Annotated in this window: 13 protein-coding genes and 2 pseudogenes; 1 reads left to right on the top strand and 14 read right to left on the bottom strand. The window is 70.8% G+C overall.

What is annotated here, in order from left to right; translation table 11 throughout:
* Positions 1-15 precede the first annotated feature (15 nt).
* The 12 genes and pseudogenes from QQM39_RS28075 to QQM39_RS28020 form a co-directional block, all read right to left on the bottom strand.
* Positions 16-1245, bottom strand: a complete 1230-nt coding sequence (locus tag QQM39_RS28075) for an SUKH-4 family immunity protein (RefSeq protein ID WP_302003748.1) — start codon at positions 1243-1245, stop codon at positions 16-18.
* Positions 1246-1448: 203 nt separating this feature from the next.
* Positions 1449-1945: pseudogene (locus QQM39_RS28070) on the bottom strand (phosphotransferase).
* Positions 1946-2040: 95 nt separating this feature from the next.
* Entirely contained in the window at positions 2041-2163 is a 123-nt protein-coding gene (locus QQM39_RS28065) for a hypothetical protein (RefSeq protein ID WP_279616769.1), read from the bottom strand.
* Entirely contained in the window at positions 2160-4469 is a 2310-nt protein-coding gene (locus QQM39_RS28060) for a xanthine dehydrogenase family protein molybdopterin-binding subunit (RefSeq protein WP_302000339.1), read from the bottom strand. The genes QQM39_RS28065 and QQM39_RS28060 overlap by 4 nt, the downstream gene beginning before the upstream one ends.
* A complete protein-coding gene (locus tag QQM39_RS28055; protein WP_302000338.1) occupies positions 4466-6142 on the bottom strand; it encodes a 2Fe-2S iron-sulfur cluster-binding protein in 1677 nt (558 codons plus the stop codon). Before QQM39_RS28055 ends, QQM39_RS28060 begins: the two co-directional genes overlap by 4 nt.
* A complete protein-coding gene (locus QQM39_RS28050; RefSeq protein WP_302000337.1) occupies positions 6139-7032 on the bottom strand; it encodes a xanthine dehydrogenase family protein subunit M in 894 nt (297 codons plus the stop codon). Before QQM39_RS28050 ends, QQM39_RS28055 begins: the two co-directional genes overlap by 4 nt.
* 225 nt (positions 7033-7257) lie before the next feature.
* Positions 7258-8883, bottom strand: a complete 1626-nt coding sequence (locus QQM39_RS28045) for a beta-N-acetylhexosaminidase (RefSeq protein WP_302000335.1) — start codon at positions 8881-8883, stop codon at positions 7258-7260.
* A gap of 1 nt (position 8884) precedes the next feature.
* Positions 8885-9736, bottom strand: a complete 852-nt coding sequence (locus QQM39_RS28040) for a carbohydrate ABC transporter permease (protein WP_302000334.1) — start codon at positions 9734-9736, stop codon at positions 8885-8887.
* A 5-nt stretch (positions 9737-9741) separates the two neighbouring features.
* Positions 9742-10641, bottom strand: coding sequence for a carbohydrate ABC transporter permease (locus QQM39_RS28035; RefSeq protein WP_302000333.1), 900 nt, complete (start codon positions 10639-10641; stop codon positions 9742-9744).
* Between the two features lie 106 nt (positions 10642-10747).
* A pseudogene (locus QQM39_RS28030) lies at positions 10748-12041 on the bottom strand (extracellular solute-binding protein).
* Between the two features lie 186 nt (positions 12042-12227).
* Positions 12228-12521, bottom strand: coding sequence for a DUF3039 domain-containing protein (locus QQM39_RS28025; RefSeq protein ID WP_302000332.1), 294 nt, complete (start codon positions 12519-12521; stop codon positions 12228-12230).
* 29 nt (positions 12522-12550) lie between these two features.
* Positions 12551-13123, bottom strand: coding sequence for a YqgE/AlgH family protein (locus QQM39_RS28020; RefSeq protein WP_030054423.1), 573 nt, complete (start codon positions 13121-13123; stop codon positions 12551-12553).
* A gap of 309 nt (positions 13124-13432) precedes the next feature.
* Here QQM39_RS28020 and murA point away from each other — a divergent pair, with 309 nt between their 5' ends.
* Entirely contained in the window at positions 13433-14773 is a 1341-nt protein-coding gene (gene murA, locus QQM39_RS28015; protein ID WP_302000331.1) for a UDP-N-acetylglucosamine 1-carboxyvinyltransferase, read from the top strand.
* Positions 14774-14881: 108 nt separating this feature from the next.
* Here murA and QQM39_RS28010 read toward each other — a convergent pair whose 3' ends face one another.
* Positions 14882-15163: an HU family DNA-binding protein gene (locus tag QQM39_RS28010; protein WP_007498188.1), complete on the bottom strand. Its 282-nt coding sequence runs from the start codon at positions 15161-15163 to the stop codon at positions 14882-14884.
* A 396-nt stretch (positions 15164-15559) separates the two neighbouring features.
* Positions 15560-16984: an NAD-dependent malic enzyme gene (locus QQM39_RS28005; RefSeq protein ID WP_302000328.1), complete on the bottom strand. Its 1425-nt coding sequence runs from the start codon at positions 16982-16984 to the stop codon at positions 15560-15562.
* Positions 16985-17274 lie beyond the last annotated feature (290 nt).

The following is a 17274-nucleotide window of genomic DNA, read 5'->3' as shown; positions in this document are numbered from 1 at the left end:
ACCACGGCCCGCCCCTCACCTCATCCCACCCACCGACTCCAGCACCCCACTCGCCTCGTCCTGGAACACCTCCGTCCAGTAATGCCGCCCATCCCCGCCGGCGGCCCTGGTGCCGGTCGGGTCGACCGTCGACAGGACCTGGAGCATCGTCATGGCCAGTTGGTCGTAGGTGTCGGTCGTCAGCTCATGGCCCGACTGCTCGTCGATCGCCTGCTCGCGGTGGAGCAGCCAGAGAGTGAAGGCGAGGGTCGAGACGTCCGTGTTCAGGGGGAACAGCCTCGCCTCGGGCTCGCTCCAGTTCAGGACCGCGCCCGTCTCGCCGTCGACGACCAGGCTGTCGTCCTCGACGAGATGGCCGAGGCGTATCAAGTGATCGGCCCGCGCGGGCAGTTCGGCGACCGGCTCCTCGTCGGCGTAGTACTCGGCCAGCGTCTGCAGCGGCACGTCCGTTTCCAGCGAGAACAGGAAGCCGTCCTCCGGCAGGCCCACCTCGCGCAGGAAGCGGCGGGTCGGCTCGTGCGTGAGCGTGACGGGGAAGTCGACCTCCTCGACGCGCACCACCTTGCCCTGGCCGAACTCCTGGTCCAGCAGGCGCGGCGGCAGGTCCAGGGCCAGCCCCGACTCTCCGGCCCGGCCCGCGACGAGCGCCAGGGGACGGATCAGGGCCGCCATCTTCCAGTACGGCGCCGGCTCGCCGTCCGCGCCGTCCTCGAACACCGCCAGCAGGTGTTGCGAGGCCTGCGCCACCGCCTTGGGGCCGTAACGGCCGACGTAGGAGGCGAACTGGCCGCGCAGGCCGGCCAGTTCGTCCGTCGCCTCCGCGAATCGGACCAGCGTCCGCAGGGACGGTGCCAGCGGGCGGCGGTCCATCAGGTCGGGGCGGTCGTGCAGGAAGTACGTCGTCGAGATCTCGCCCGTCGCGCCGTCCAGCAGGACCGACTCCGTCTCCAGACCGCCGGGGCCCAGCAGCCCGCCTATCACCAGCTGGTCCCGCAGCTCCGCCGCCAGCCGGCCGTCCGGACCGCCCGTCGAGTCCGCCACCGTCCGCAGGCCCTCCCGACCCTCACGGCACAGCTCGGCGAAGCTCAACACGCCGCTTTCGCACGGCAGTCCGGGTCCCGTGAGCCAGCGCCGCGTCGACGCGTGCGTGACATACGGAGCCAGCTCGGCGTCGGTCAGGATGATCGCCGTGTCGCTGACGCAGGTCGTACCGGCGTAGGCCGTACTGGCGTAAGTCGTAATCATCGTGCTCATGGCTCCCCCGCATGCGCTTGCCCACCGCCCCCGGGCAGGGCACGGCCGACCGACCGGCCCGCCGGCTCCGGCTGCCGTCCCCACTGCTCAGAACACTACGCGCCACCACTGACAACGCCCCGGATCAGCACAACCGCTGAACAACACCCCCGGCCCAGCACGGCCACTGACAGCGCTTCACATCAGTAAGACGCTCAGTCCACCCTCGCGCGTTCCCGCCCCGCCAGAATCGCCTCGACGGTCTCCCCCACGGTCAGCTCCGACGAGTCCACCCACAGCCCGACCCGCGGCGTCTGCGCCCGCAGCGCCCCGTCCAGTCGCTCGACCGTCCAGGCCCCGTACCCCGTCTTCGCCCGCCCTGCCTCCCGCGCCGCCACGGCCGCGGCGCCCGGCGCCAGGACCACCACGTACAGCGGACGCGTGCGCAGCAGCCGTACGTACGCCGCCAGCTCGGCACCCAGCACGACGTCCTGCACGACCGCCGTGAACCCGGCCTCCGCGTAGGCGTCCGCCGTCGCCGCCGACAGCCGGTACCGCAGCCGCAGTTGGGCCTCACCCTCGCCGCGCACGCCGGGGTCGTACTCCTCGCGTCCGGAGACGATCATGCGCCGGAAGACGTCCCCGCGCACATGAGCCGCCCGCGGCAGCTTCCCCCACTGCCTTAAAGGCGTGGGGGGACCCCCATGGCCAGCGCCTGCGCGACCGTCGACTTCCCGGCCGCCTCCCCCGCTGCCTGAAGGGCGCGGGAGGTGCCCCCATCGCCGGTGATCAGCACGACCCCGCGCCTCACGTGAGGTACACGCCGCCCAGGACGACGGCGATCGCGGCGAGCAGGAACAGCAGGATCCACAGCGCCAGCCTGCCCACACCGGGGGCCGGTTCGTAGCGCGGCGGATCCGGCTCGGTCACTGCCCCGTCACCACCGCCGCCTGCGGCCGGATCGGCAGGCGGTTCACCGGGCGGCCCGTCGCGGCCCGTACGGCCGAGGCGATGGCCGCCGGCGACGTCACCACCGGCACCGCGCTCACCGCTTTGGCGCCGAAGGGCGCGACCACGTCGCGTTCCTCGACGAGCTTCACGATCCGGATGTCCGGGGCGTCCAGGGCCGTCGGCAGCGCATAGCCCGTCAGGTCCGGGTGGCGGATCACGCCGCGTGCCGAGCGCAGGTTCTCCGTGAGCGCGATGCCCACGCCCTGCGTCACCCCCGCCTCGATCCGCGCCTCCAGCTGGGCCGGGTTCAGCACATGGCCGACGTCCTGGGCGAGCGCCAGCTCTACGACCCGTACCGAGCCGAGTTCGATGTCGACGTCCACCACCGCGCGGATCGCGCAGAAGGACATGCCCACGAAGGCGTCGCCCTGGCCGGACTCGTTCAGCGGCTCGGTCGGGTGCGGGCGGCACTGAGCGGTCGCCCACAGTTCCTTGCCGTCCAGCGCCTCGGTGACGGTGGTCGACAGGACGCCGTCGTACGAGGTGATCTTGCCGTCGGTGATCTGGAGCAGCTCGGTGGACATGCCGAACTTGTGCGCCAGGGGCTGGAGCAGCTGCGTACGGACCATCTTCGCCGCCCGCTCCACCGCGCCGCCCGACACCCAGGTGTGGCGGCCGCGGCAGCCCGCACCCGCCGGGGGCTGGTCGGTGTCCACGGGCGCCACATGCACCTCGTCGATGCCGAGCGTCTCCTGGACGATCTGCCGGGCCAGTGTGGTGAAACCCTGGCCGGTCTCGACCGCCGCGCACAGCACGGTCGCGACGCCGTCGTGGACCTTCACGGTCGCCGTGGAGACCTCGTCGGCGCCCTCGGCGCCGAGCATGTGCACCATGCCCAGGCCGTAGCCGACGCCGCGGCGCACCGCGCCCGGCTCGCCCGCGCCCTCGGGGCCGCCGGGCAGCAGCCACTCGTCCTCGGGCGTGTCCTTGGGGAGGGCGGGGAGCGGGTAGTCCCGTACGGCCTGGAGCAGTTCCGCGACCGGGGCCGGGCAGGTCACCGTCTGGCCCGTGGGGAGTACGTCGCCCGTCGCCATCACGTTGCGCAGGCGCAGCTCGGCCGGGTCCAGGCCGAGCTTCTTGGCCAGCTTGTCCATCTGCGCCTCGTAGGCGGCGCACACCTGCATGGCGCCCTCGCCGCGCACATGGCCGGAGGGCGGGTTGTTGGTGCGTACGGCCCAGCCCTCGATGAAGGCGTTCGGGACGACGTACGGGCCGCAGGCGAAGGCGACCGCGGCGGCGAGGGCCTCGGAGGAGGTGTCGGCGTACGCGCCCGCGTCCAGCAGGATCTGCGCCTCGACCTTCACGAGTCTGCCCTCGACGTCCGCGTGGTGGCGGTAGCGCAGGAGGGTGGGGTGCCGGTGGGTGTGGCCGAGGAAGGACTCCTCGCGCGTGGCCGTGAGCTTGACCGGGCAGCCCGTCTTCAGCGCCAGCAGGCCGAGCGGGAGTTGGAAACCCTGGTCCTCACGGTCGGCGGTGGCGCCGGGGACGCCGGTGACGACGACCTTCACGCGCTCGGGCTCCAGGCCGTAGCAGGCGGCGGCCCGGTCGCGGTCGGTGTGCGGGTCGGTGGAGGCCAGGTAGAGCTCGACGCCGCCGTCGGGGCGCGGAACCGCGAGGCCCGCCTCGGCTCCGATGGGGGCCGGGTCCTGGCGGCCGATGCGGTACAGGCCCTCCACGACGATGTCGCCGACCGCGTCGGCGTCGCCGTGACGCAGCGGGATGTGGCGGATCAGGTTGCCGGCGGGGTGCAGCGGCTCGGCCTCGAAGGCCTGCTCGGGGTCGGTGATCGGGTCGAGTACCTCGTACTCGACGATCACGGCCGCGGCGGCCAGGCGCGCGGTGTCCGGGTGGTCGGCGGCGACGGCGGCGATGGGCTCGCCGTGATGGCGTACGACCTCGGAGGCGAAGACCGGGCGGTCCGCCGTGCCACGGCCGAGCAGCGGGCTGCCGGGGACGTCCTCGTGGGTGACGACGGCCCGTACGCCGGGCATCTCGCGCGCGTGGGAGGTGTCGATGGACGTGATGCGCGCGTGCGGGTGCGGCGAGCGCAGGACGGCCGCCCAGAGCAGGCCCTCGGCCCACAGGTCGGCCGCATACGGGAAGGTGCCCTCGGTCTTGGCGCGGGCGTCGGCGGCCGGCAGGGAGGCGCCGATGCCGTGCGGGATCAGCTCGGGGGCGGGTGCTGCCTCCGCGGCTGTGGTCGCGGTGGCGGCTTCGTTGCTCACGCCTGGCCTCCGTCCTGTCCGTACGCCTGGTCATGCGGCCGCGCAGGCCCCGGGTTCATCGCTCCGGGTGCCTCGAACGCCGACGGGTTGACCCCGCCGGCCCCCGGGCCCGCCTGGTGAGGGATACGCGGCTCGTCGCCGTCCTGTTCGCCGTCGTCGGCCGCCGTGTGCGCCTCGCGCTCGGCGACGACCTCCTTGACGGCCTCCAGGACGCCCCGGTAGCCGGAGCAGCGGCACAGGTTGCCGCACAGCGCCTGGCGGGCCTCCAGCTCGGTCGGCGCCGGGTTGCCCTCCAGCAGGTCGTGCACGGTCATCGCCATGCCCGGCACGCAGAAGCCGCACTGCACGGCGCCGCATCGCGCGAGCGCCCGCTGCACGTCCGAGGGCTGACCGTCGACGGCCAGGCCCTCGACCGTACGGACCTCGCTGCCGGCGGCGGTCACGGCGGGCACCAGGCAGGACGCGACGAGCCGCCCGTCGACCTGCACGTTGCACGCCCCGCACTCGCCCTGCGAGCAGCCGTCCTTGGCGCCCGCGAGCCCGAGCCGCTCGCGCAGCACGTAGAGCAGCGATTCGCCGATCCAGGCGTCGGAGACGGGCCGGTCGGCGCCGTTGACGCGCAGGACGTAGGAGGCGAGGGGGTGTTCCTCGCCGTGGGGTGCCGGTACGTCGTCGGAGGCGGCTGCCTGCGCTGGGTCCTCGGCGGCCTGCGGGTCGGTGTCTCCGCCCTGGGTCGCGGCGGGCTCGGCGGAGGCCTCTGCGGGGCCCTCGGCGGCCTCTGGGGCGCCTTGGGCGTCCGTGGCGGCCTCGTCGGGCTCAGGAGCGCCCTGGGAGGCTTCCGAGGCGGTCTCGGCCGACGGCTCGGACGCGGTCGGCTCCCCGGGAGCGTGCGCGCCGGAACCGGGCTCCACGCGCGCGTGCGGGTCCGGGCCGGGCTGCTCGCCGGGGTGGTCGGTGGTGTGTACGGCGTGCTGGTCGCCGGCGTGCGTCCCGGGCTGTCCCGGGTGCCCGGGCGCGTGCCCGGCTCCCGTCAGCTCTCCCGTCGCCGGAGCGGCTCCGAGCGCCTCGTCGGTCGCCGCCGCGGCCTCGGCCTGCTGCCCCCACGGCTGCCCGGTCGCCTGGGTCGCCCAGGGTGCGGGCGCGCCGCCAGGCAGTGTGGCCGGAGGCGTTCCGCCCCACTGCTCGACGAGCGACGACGTGGTGAACTCGCCCGACTCGTCCGGGAGATCACCGCCGGCGACGGGGATCGACCACTGCCCGGTGACGTCCTGACCAGGTGCGGGAGCCGCCTCCTGGCCTGTCGCGGTCTCCGAGAAGTTCCACTGCTGGGTGGCCCCGGGGTTGTACGTGAACTGGCCGGTGCCCGCGTCCTGCGGGGCGGCGTTCGGATCGGGCCACTGGGCGCCCTCGACGGGCGCTCCCGCGACCGGCCAGGCACCGGGGGCCGCGGGGTCGGTGCCCTCGGCCGGGCCCGGCGCGACCGTTATCTGCGGCGGCACGTACCCGTGGCCGGGCGCCGCGAGCGGACTGTCGGAGGAGGCCAGGAGGGCGTCGATGCCCCCTTCGGGGAGTTTGACGAAGGCGGTGGCACCGTCGTCGTAGTCACCCTGGGGCAACGGGTCCCAGCGGCTCCCGCCCTGGGGCGTGCCCTCTCCGTGCTGGTCGTCGGTCATGACAGTGCCCTCCCCAGTGCTCGTCGGGCCAGCGCGGCGACGGTGCGCCGCAGGTGCAGTACGGCGGGCGGATGCTGGGTCACGGAGCCGTCCTCGGCCGGGACCGGGTCGGGGATGCAGGCCGCGGCGACGTACTCCCCGAAGGCGCTCAGCGCCTCGGGGACGATCGCGCGGTTGTTGTCCCAGTCGATCAGCTGGGCGACCCACTGCTCGGCCTCCAGCGGCCTGAGCGCCATCGGCGCTATGGCGCCCACGGCGCACCTGACCCCGCGCCGGGCGGGGTCGAGGACGACGGCGACGGACGCCATCGCGCGCCCCGGTCCGGTGCGGCCGGTGGCCTTGAGGAAGACCTGCGGGGCGTGCAGCAGCGGCACGCGCACGTAGCCGATGAGTTCGCCGGCGCGCAGCATCTCCATGCCGGCCAGCAGGTGCGACACCGGGATCTCCCGGCGGGCTCCGCCCGGGCCCGCGATGATCAGGGTCGCTTCGAGGGCGGCGAGGACCGGCAGCGCGTCACCGGTCGGGGACGCCGAGGCGATGTTGCCGCCGAGGGTGCCCGCGTTGCGGATCTGCGGCGGGCCGGCCGCGCGCGCGGCGGCCGCGAGCGCCGGGATCAGGGCGGCGAAGTCGGGGCGGCCCATCCGCGCGTGCGTGAGTCCGGCACCCAGCAGGGCGTGGCCGTCCTGGTACTGCCAGCCACGGATCTCGCTGATCCGGCCGAGGCCGACGAGGGCGGCGGGCCTGAGCTGCCCGGAGTTGACTGCGGCCATGAGGTCGGTGCCGCCCGCCACGGGCACGGCGGCGGGCGTGTCGGCGAGTGCCGCCACGGCCTCGTCCAGCGTCGTGGGCAGCGTGACGGCCTGCGCCGCCTGCGGTGTGTGCGTGGTCAAACCGGCTGCCCCTTCCCGCTGCCCCACCTGGTCCCACCTGTGCTGCCGTACGGTACGTGCTGACAGGGCGGACGTGGCAACTCTGGCACATCTTCGCAGGACCCGAAGACAGGGGTCCGCTAGGAGGCATTCGCCCACCTCACCGGGCAGATGGTCCGTTTTCGCACCCCATCACCGGTGCATACCGATTGACACTCTTCGGTGACACTGTGCCGGTTTTTTCCATTACCTGTTCGGGGGCGGGCCGTCGATCGGACGGCCGAGCACACCGGGGCGCCGCTGCCACGGCCGCGGTCCCGTCGGCGGCCGGTACGCGACTCCCAGGGCGTCAAGTCGCCGGTAGTGGGCGGCCATCCGCCGCTCGAAGTCGGCGAAGTCCCGTTCCGCCGGGGCCGGCAGGCGGCTCCAGGCGACCTCGGCGAACGCGGCCAGGCGCGGGAAGGTCTGGTAGTCCACGCGCGCGTGGTCCTCCATCACCTCGGTCCACACGTTGGCCTGCGTCCCGAGCACGTGCCGGGCCTCGTCCGGCGTCAACTCCGCGGGAACGGGCTCGAACCGATAGACGTCCTCCAGGGTGCGGACGTAGCCGATGGGGACCGGCTCGTCCGCGCCCTCGTCCTGCCGGTGGTCCAGATACACCTGCTGCTCGGGGCACATGACGACGTCGTGGCCGGCGCGGGCCGCCGCGATGCCGCCCGCGTACCCGCGCCAGGAGGACACCGCCGCGCCCGGGGCGAGCCCGCCCTCCAGGATCTCGTCCCAGCCGATCAGCCGCCGCCCGCGCGCGGCGAGCCAGGTGTCGAAGTGGCCGATGAACCACGCCTGGAGCTCGTCCTCGTCCTTCAACCCGAGTTCCCTGATGCGCTCCTGCGCGGTGCCCGACCGCCGCCACTGGTCCTTGAGGCATTCGTCACCCCCGACATGAATGAACTCCGAGGGGAACAGCTCCAGGACTTCCTCGAACACCCCCTCGTAGAAGCGCAGGGTGTTGTCAGTGGGGGCGAGTACGTTCGGATTGATCCCCCAGGTGTCCCAGACCAAGAGCGTGGAGGTGTCGATGACGTCGGTGTTGCCGAGTTCCGGGTACGCGGCGATGGCGGCCTGCGAGTGGCCGGGTACGTCGATTTCGGGGACGACGGTGATATGCCGCTCGGCGGCGTAGGCGACGATCTCGCGGATGTCGTCCTGCGTGTAGTGGCCACCGTGCGGCTTCTCGTCCCACAGCGGGGAGGCCCGGTGGCCGAATTTCGTGCGCGCCCGCCAGGAGCCGACCTCGGTGAGCCGGGGGTACTTCCTGATCTCGATGCGCCAGCCCTGGTCGTCCGTCAGGTGGAAGTGGAAGACGTTGAGTTTGTGGGCGGCCAGGAGGTCCAGGTAACGCAGGACACCGTCCTTGGGCATGAAGTGCCGGGCGACGTCGAGCATGAGGCCGCGCCAGCGGAAGCGGGGGCTGTCCTCGATCGTGACGTGCGGCACGGTCCAGCCGCGGTCGCGGCCGATCGGCGCCCTGCGGTACGCGTCGGGGCCGAGGAGCTGCCGCAGTGTCTGGGCGCCCCAGAAGACGCCGGCCGCGCTGCCGCCCTCGATGAGGACGCCGCTCCAGTCGCTGACGAGGCGGTACTCCTCGGGGCCGAGCCCGGGATCGAGCTGGAGCCCGATGCCATCGCCGTCGGTGTCGTCGAGCTCCCGCCCCTCGCGCAACGGCAGGCCGGTGGCCTGATGGAGGACGGTGCGCAGCCAATGACCGACGCCCTCCGTCGCGGTGCCGGCGTAGAGCCGGGAGTGCGCCGTCAGCCGCACTTCGCCGGAACCGGTGACGACGCTGCGGGGCGCTGGAGTCAGTTCAGTCACGTCAGTCCTTTACCGCTCCGCCCAGCCCCGACACCAGCCGTCGCTGCACGAGCACGAAGAAGATCAGCACCGGAATCGTCATCACCGTGGACGCCGCCATCACCCCGCCCCAGTCCGGCTCGTCCGGCTTGTAGAAGACGAGCAGGGCCATCGGCAGGGTCGACTGCGAAGTGTCGCTGATGATGAAGGACTTGGCGAAGAGGAAGTCGTTCCAGGCCGAGATGAAGGAAAACACGCTCGTGGCCACGAGCCCCGGGAAGACGAGCGGGAAAAGGATCTGCCACAGGAATCGCGACCGGCTCGCCCCGTCCATGTACGCGGCCTCCTCCAGGGCCTCGGGAACCGCCTTCACAAACCCCCGCAGCATCCAGATCACGAAGGGCAGCGAGAAGGCGATGTGCGGCAGGATCAGCGCGCCGAGCGTGTTCAGTTGGCCGAAGTCCCGCATGAGGAAGAACAGGGGGATCGTCAGGGCCTCCACCGGCACCATCTGGGCCACCAGAAACATGATCAGCAAGGTGGTCCGGAAGCGGAAGCGGAATCGTGTCACCGCGGTCGCCGCGAGAAACGCGATCAACGCCGAGACGATCACCACAGTGCACGCGACGACAAGGCTGTTGAGGAAGTAACGGCCGAATTCGTTCTGCTCGAAGACCCGCCGGAAGGAATCCAGGGAAGGCGCGAGCGTCCAGGGCCGCGGCTCGCTCGACTCGATCTCCCCGGCGGGTTTGAAGGCGCTGAGCACCATCCAGTACAGCGGAAAGGCCACCACCAGGGCGATCAGCAGCGCGGACGCCTCGGCGAACAGCCGCCAGGGACGCCGTACGAATCCCACGGACCTCGCGGAACTCATGGACCTCACAGTTCCTCCCCCTGCCTGCGCAACAGCCGCAGATACACCAGCGTCACCGCCAGCAGGATCAGCAGCATCACCACACCGATCGCCGAGCCCAGGCCGTACTGCGAGGACGCGAATGCCTTTTGGTAGGCGTACACGTTCAGGACGAGGTTCTGGCCCGCGATGCCGCCGCCGTTCGTCATGACGTAGATCTGCGTGAACACCTTGAAGTCCCAGATGACGGACTGGATGGTGACGACCACCAGGATCGGCCGCAGCATCGGCGCCAGCACCGACCGCCAGATCCGCCACTGCGAGGCACCGTCCAGCGCGGCGGCCTCCAGCACCTCCGCCGGTACGGCACGGATGCCGGCGTACACCGTCACCATCACGAACGGGAAGGAGCACCAGACCACTTCGAGCAGGACCAGGAAGAAGGCACTGAAGCGCCCGTACGTCCATGAGTGGTCGCCGAGGCCCAGGACGCGGTTCACCGGCCCGAAGTCCGGGTCGAACAGGAACAGCCACACCGTGGACCCGGTGATGGCGGGGGTCGCCCAGGCCCCGAGCGCGGCCAGCATGAGCGCCAGCCGGGGCAGCGCCCGCACGCGTGTGAGTAGTACGGCGAGAGAACAGCCGACGGCGAGGGTCGAGACGACGCAAGCTGCCGCGAAGACGACGGTGGCGACCAGCACCTGCCAGAACTGCGAGTCCGAGAACAGGTCCGCGTAGTTCCCGAATCCCTGAAAGGTGGTCGGTTCACCGCCACTGACCTGCGCCTGGGTGTACTGGAAGAGCGAGATCAGCCCGAGCTGACAGATGGGGTAGACGAGCAGCCCGCCGAGGACGATCAGGGCAGGGGCAAGGTAGAGCCAGGGAGCCGCGGGACCCTTCCGGCGCCCCGCGCCGCCACGCCCCAAGGGCGCGGGGCTGTGCTGAATATGCGGCTACCGCCGCGTGGGCGCGACAAGCCACGAACTACCGGCAGCCGCAAACGATCCGCAGCCCCCGAGCTGTGGGGCGCCGTCATCCGGCGGAGCCGAACGCGTCGTCCATCTTCTTCGCCGCGTCCTTCGAAGCCGCCGCCACGTCCTTCTTACCGCTGATGACCTCCTGGAACATCGTCGGCAGCACCAGCGACGAGTCGATCTGCGCCCACGCGGGCGAGGCAGGGACGAACCTGGTCCCCGCAGCGAGGGTCTCCGCGAAGGGCTTCACATACGGCTCCTCAGCCGCAACCTGATGCCTGACGTCGGAGAAGGTCGGCAGGAACCCCATCGCCTCGAACATCGAAGCCTGCGTCTTCTTCGAGGCCAGCTCCTCCATCAGCTCAACGGCCAGCGTCCGATGCGACGTGCTCTTGAGCACCCCGATGTTGTTGCCCCCGGCGAACGCCGGCGCAATGGACCCCGCCTTCACCCCCCGGCAACGGCACGACCGCGTACTTGCCCTTCACCTTCCCGGCCTCCACGGCGGTATGGCTGAAGTCACCGCCGATCGCCATGCCCGCCTTGCCGGCCGCGAACGCGGTGACCGTGTCGTTGCCGCCCATGCCCGCGCACTTGGCGGCGGGACAGTTGTCGTCGGTGAAGAGCGAGGTGTTGGCCTTGATGCCCTTCCGGGCGGCCGCGCTGTCGATCGCCGAGGTGTACGAGCCGCCCTTGTCGGCCGCGATCTCGCCGCCGTTGGCCCACACGAACGGCATCGCGCCGTACGTGTACGCCCCGCCGACCACGAGCCCGTACAACTCGGGCTTCGCGGCGCGGATCTTGCGGGCCGTGATCGCCAACTCGGCCATGTTCTGCGGGACTTCAAGGCCGAGTTCCTCGAAGACGTCCGAGCGGTAGTACAGGGCGCGGACGCCGACGTAGAAGGGCGCCCCGTAGATCCTGCCGTCCACGGTGACGGACTGCTCGGCGGTGGGGTCGGTGTCCTTGGCCTCGCTCCAGTCGCCGAACTCCTCGGTGACGTCGAGGAGTCCGCCGTCCTTGACATAGCCGGCGGTGTCGGTGTTGCCGTACTCCATCACGTCGGGGGCGGAGTCCGGGTCGTTGAAGGCGGCCTTCACGCGCTGGGCGCGGGTCTCGACGGGGATGTACTCGACGTCGACCTCGGTGCCCTCGTGGGCCTTCTCGAAGGCGGTGACGACGGAGTCGACCACCTTCTCCTTCGGCTTGTTGCCGACTTCCTGGAAGAGCCAGACACGCAGGGTGCCGGTCTTCTCGTCCTTGTCGGAGGAGGAGTTGGCGGAGGTCTGCGGGGCGCAGGCGGTGACGGCCAGGGCGGTGAGCAGTACGGCGAGTCTGGGGGCGAGCTTCATGGAGCGGTCCTCCGAGCGTGCGTTGCAACATATGCAATGACGGTTTCGCTCTGCACAACGCATCGGAGCCTAAGGACTACGTGAACATGCCCACAAGAGGTCTCAACCACTTCGTGACACGCGAAAGCCCCCGGGGCGCGCCGAAACGCACCCCGGGGGCCTCGCGGAACTCAGCCGAGGGGAGGGTTACTTCTTGTCGCCGCCCTTGCCCTTGTCGTCGCCGCCGCCGCCGGCGCCCATGGACTCGTAGATCTCCTTGCACATGGGACACACCGGGTACTTCTTCGGGTCGCGGCCGGGCACCCAGACCTTGCCGCAGAGCGCCACGACGGGGGTGCCGTCGAGGGCGCTCGCCATGATCTTGTCCTTCTGGACGTAGTGGGCGAAGCGCTCGTGGTCGCCGTCGCCGTGGGACACCTGTGGCGTCGGCTCTACGAGGGTCCCCGTACCAGTCCCGCGCTCGGGCTCGAGAGTGCTCATACCGCCAAGAGTACTGAAGCTCACACGCATCAGTTGAGCGACGGGTCGTCGGGGTACGTGGCCACCATCGCGAGCTCGTTGCGCTGACGGCGCAGGACCTCGCGCCAGAGTCTTTCCGGCGACGGCGAGGAGACGTCCCCGGGCTCGGACTCGACGACGTACCAGGCGCCCTCCACCAGCTCGTCCTCCAGCTGGCCGGGTCCCCAGCCGGCGTATCCGGCGAAGATTCTCAGACTGCCGACGGCCGAGGCGAGCAGCTCCGGCGGTGCCTCCAGATCGACGAGCCCGATCGCGCCGTGCACCCGGCGCCAGCCCAGCGGGGCGCTCTCGCCGTTCGCGTCGCCGGGGATGACGGCGACGCCGAGCGCCGAGTCGAGGGACACCGGGCCGCCCTGGAAGACGACGCCCGGCTCACCGGCGAGGTCCGCCCAGCCCTCCAGAATGTCGCCCACGTCCACGGGGGTGGGACGGTTGAGGACGACACCGAGGGAGCCCTCCTCGTCGTGGTCGAGAAGGAGCACCACCGCGCGGTCGAAGTTCGGGTCCGCCAGGGCGGGCGTTGCCACGAGCAGCCGCCCTGTGAGCGAGGACACCTCGGTCATGCCAGACATGATCCCGCATCTTCCCTTCGTGTGGGGAGGCAATGCCGGTTCGGGAGTGAATGCAGCCATGAATTGAAGGAGCGGCCTGGTAAGGCCTCGTTTGAGGGTGGTGGTGGGAGACGGCAGGGCGGAAAGGAGCGCCGAGCGGCGCACGGCCGTGATGGTGACCGCTTGTGCCCGGCAGGGAACGGTTCGTGTTGTGACAGAGCTATGACGTTCCTGGGCCGTCCTCGGGCTTACTGAAGGGGGGTCGGCGGCGATTACCCTTTCCCTCCTGGCCCCTGCCCAACTCATCGGAACGCGAGATACATGACCGTCAACGACGATGTCCTGCTTGTCCACGGCGGAACCCCGCTGGAGGGCGAGATCCGTGTCCGCGGTGCGAAGAACCTCGTACCGAAGGCGATGGTCGCCGCTCTGCTGGGCGGCGAGCCAAGTCGACTGCGCAACGTGCCGGACATCCGTGACGTGCGCGTCGTACGCGGACTGCTGCAGCTGCACGGGGTGACGGTCCGCCCGGGTGAGGAACCGGGCGAGCTGGTGATGGACCCGTCGCACGTGGAGAGCGCGAACGTCGCTGACATCGATGCCCACGCGGGTTCGAGCCGTATCCCGATCCTGCTGTGCGGCCCGCTGCTGCACCGCCTCGGGCACGCCTTCATCCCGGGCCTCGGCGGCTGCGACATCGGCGGCCGGCCCATCGACTTCCACTTCGAGGTGCTGCGCCAGTTCGGCGCGACGATCGAGAAGCGGGCCGACGGGCAGTACCTGGAGGCTCCGACGCGGCTGCGCGGCACGAAGATCCGGCTGCCGTACCCGTCCGTGGGCGCGACCGAGCAGGTGCTGCTGACGGCCGTGCTCGCCGAGGGCGTCACCGAGCTCTCGAACGCGGCTGTGGAGCCGGAGATCGAGGACCTCATCTGCGTCCTGCAGAAGATGGGCGCCATCATCGCGATGGACACCGACCGCACCATCCGCATCACCGGTGTGGACAGCCTCGGCGGCTACAACCACAAGGCCCTCCCGGACCGCCTGGAGGCCGCCTCCTGGGCGTCCGCGGCGCTGGCGACCGAGGGCAACATCTACGTCCGTGGCGCCCAGCAGCGCTCGATGATGACGTTCCTGAACACCTACCGGAAGGTGGGCGGTGCCTTCCAGATCGACGACGAGGGCATCCGTTTCTGGCACCCCGGCGGCCAGTTGAAGTCCATCGCGCTGGAGACGGACGTGCACCCCGGCTTCCAGACGGACTGGCAGCAGCCGCTGGTGGTCGCCCTCACGCAGGCGACGGGCCTGTCCATCATCCACGAGACGGTCTACGAGTCCCGCCTCGGCTTCACCTCGGCCCTGAACCAGATGGGCGCCCACATCCAGCTCTACCGCGAGTGCCTGGGCGGCTCCGACTGCCGCTTCGGCCAGCGCAACTTCCTGCACTCCGCGGTCGTCTCGGGCCCCACCAAGCTCCAGGGCGCCGACCTGGTCATCCCCGACCTGCGCGGCGGCTTCTCGTACCTCATCGCCGCCCTGGCGGCCCAGGGCACGTCCCGCGTCCACGGCATCGACCTCATCAACCGCGGCTACGAGAACTTCATGGAGAAGCTTGTGGAGCTGGGCGCGAAGGTGGAGTTGCCGGGCAAGGCGCTCGGCTAGGCGCCACGACCCGGTCGTAGACACGACGATGGGGCGGCCCCCGGTGAAGGGGGCCGCCCCATTGGCGTTACTGAGCCTCGTACGTCGTCCCGAGACGCACCGTCAGGCTTACTTGCCCTTGGCGGCTTCCTTGAGCTTGCTGCCCGCGGAGACCTTGACGCTGTAGCCGGCCGGGATCTGGATCGGGTCGCCGGTCTGCGGGTTGCGCGCGGTGCGAGCGGCACGGTGGGTGCGCTCGAAGGTAAGGAAGCCAGGGATGGTGACCTTCTCGTCGCCCTTGGCGACGACCTCGCCGACGGTCTCGGCGAACGCGGCCAGCACGGCGTCGGCGTCCTTGCGGGTCACCTCGGCGCGGTCGGCCAGCGCGGCCACCAGCTCACTGCGGTTCATGTTGTTACTCCCGTGTTCTTCTTGCTGTTGAGGCGTGCCACGCGGCGGAGCCGCATAGTGGGCACAGCGAAAAGCCGATGCTGCCAGGGTCCTCGGACAGTCCCCGGACCCGGGTCCGTCCGTCAGACCCTCGCGCCCAGGGACGCATCCTGCCCCTACCTGCAGCGGGAAAGCCAATCCGGCACCCGGAGGAGTCGTGAGAACACCCTTGGGAGTCACACGAAGAGAGGGCCTGAGCTTTCGCGTCACGATAAACGGCGGCTGGAGGCCCTTGGTTCCACGACGCGCCGTTACAAGGGCTTGCCGTGGCGATCCTCACAGCCGCCACACACTTTCCGGGCGCAGCGGGGGCCGGGAGCGGCAGCCCCCGGCAACGCCCGCCCCGGCGCCGGGTGACTACTCGTCCGACGCGACGGCGCTGACGGCCTTCGCCGCTTCCCGCACCGCGCCGGCGACCGCTCCCGCGACCTTGTCGTTGAAGACGCTCGGGATGATGTAGTTCGGGTTCAGCTCGTCCTCGGTCACCACATCCGCCAGCGCCTTCGCGGCCGCGAGCATCATCTCGGTGTTGACCGTGCGGGACTGCGCGTCCAGCAGACCGCGGAAGACGCCCGGGAAGACCAGCACGTTGTTGATCTGGTTCGGGAAGTCGGAGCGGCCGGTGGCCACAACTGCCGCAGTCTGACGGGCGATTGCCGGATCGACCTCGGGGTCCGGGTTCGCGAGCGCGAACACGATCGCGTCGTCGGCCATGGCGGCCACGTCGTCGCCGTCCAGGACGTTCGGGGCGGAGACGCCGATGAAGACGTCCGCGCCGCGCACGGCCTCCTTCAGCGTGCCGGTCAGGCCCTCGGGGTTGGTGTTGTCGGCGATCCAGCGCAGCGGCGAGTCGGCGGGGGCGTCCCGCAGGTCCTCGCGGCCGGCGTGCACGACGCCGTGGATGTCGGCGACGACGGCGTTCTTCACGCCCGCCGCGAGCAGCAGCTTGAGGATGGCCGTACCGGCCGCGCCGGCGCCGGACATGACGACGCGGATGTTCTCAATCGCCTTGCCCGCGACGCGAAGTGCGTTGGTGAGGGCGGCGAGGACGACGATCGCCGTGCCGTGCTGGTCGTCGTGGAAGACCGGGATGTCGAGGGCCTCGCGCAGCCGCGCCTCGATCTCGAAGCAGCGCGGGGCGGAGATGTCCTCGAGGTTGATGCCGGCGAACCCGGGGGCGATCGCCTTGACGATCTCGACGATCGCGTCGGTGTCCTGGGTGTCGAGGCAGATCGGCCAGGCGTCGATGCCGGCGAACCGCTTGAAGAGGGCCGCCTTGCCCTCCATGACGGGCAGCGCGGCCTTCGGGCCGATGTTGCCGAGGCCCAGCACCGCCGAGCCGTCCGTCACAACCGCAACGGAGTTGCGCTTGATGGTGAGGCGGCGGGCGTCCTCGGGGTTCTCGGCGATGGCCATGCAGACGCGGGCCACGCCCGGCGTGTAGATCATCGAGAGGTCGTCACGGTTGCGGATGGGGTGCTTCGACGCCATCTCGATCTTGCCGCCGAGGTGCATCAGGAACGTACGGTCGGAGACCTTGCCGAGCGTGACGCCCTCGATGGTGCGCAGCTGCTCGACGATCTCGTCGGCGTGCGCGGTGGAGGTGGCCGCGATGGTGACGTCGATGCGGAGCTTCTCGTGCCCGGAGGCGGTGACGTCGAGGCCGGTGACCGAGCCTCCGTGGGACTCGACGGCTCCGGTGAGCTGGGACACCGCGGTTCCGCTCGCGGGCACCTCCAGCCGGACCGTCATCGAGTAGGAGACGCTGGGCGCCGTTGCCATGGCCGACTTCCTCTGCTTTCACCGTGTGACGCTGGATGCCGTCCGATCGTCGCACCTACCGTCGAGTAGGAGTTAGCCGGGCTTGGATTGCGAACGTATTGTTCGCCACGTCTTCCTATAAAAAGAGGTCCACGTCACATCGTGACGTGGACCTCTTCAACGTTCATGACACCGGCCCGCCATGCTCGCCTCGCGGCAAGTGGTCGCTCGTAGCGACGAAGGTTGGGCCCGGGGGCTTGGATCGAGCCGGTGCCACACCCAGGCTAACAAACAGATCCCGTAAGGCCATT

Origin of the sequence: Streptomyces sp. DT2A-34, from assembly GCF_030499515.1 — a bacterium.
In the GTDB taxonomy this organism is placed as follows: domain Bacteria; phylum Actinomycetota; class Actinomycetes; order Streptomycetales; family Streptomycetaceae; genus Streptomyces.
This window is presented reverse-complemented; position numbering and strand designations above follow the sequence as displayed.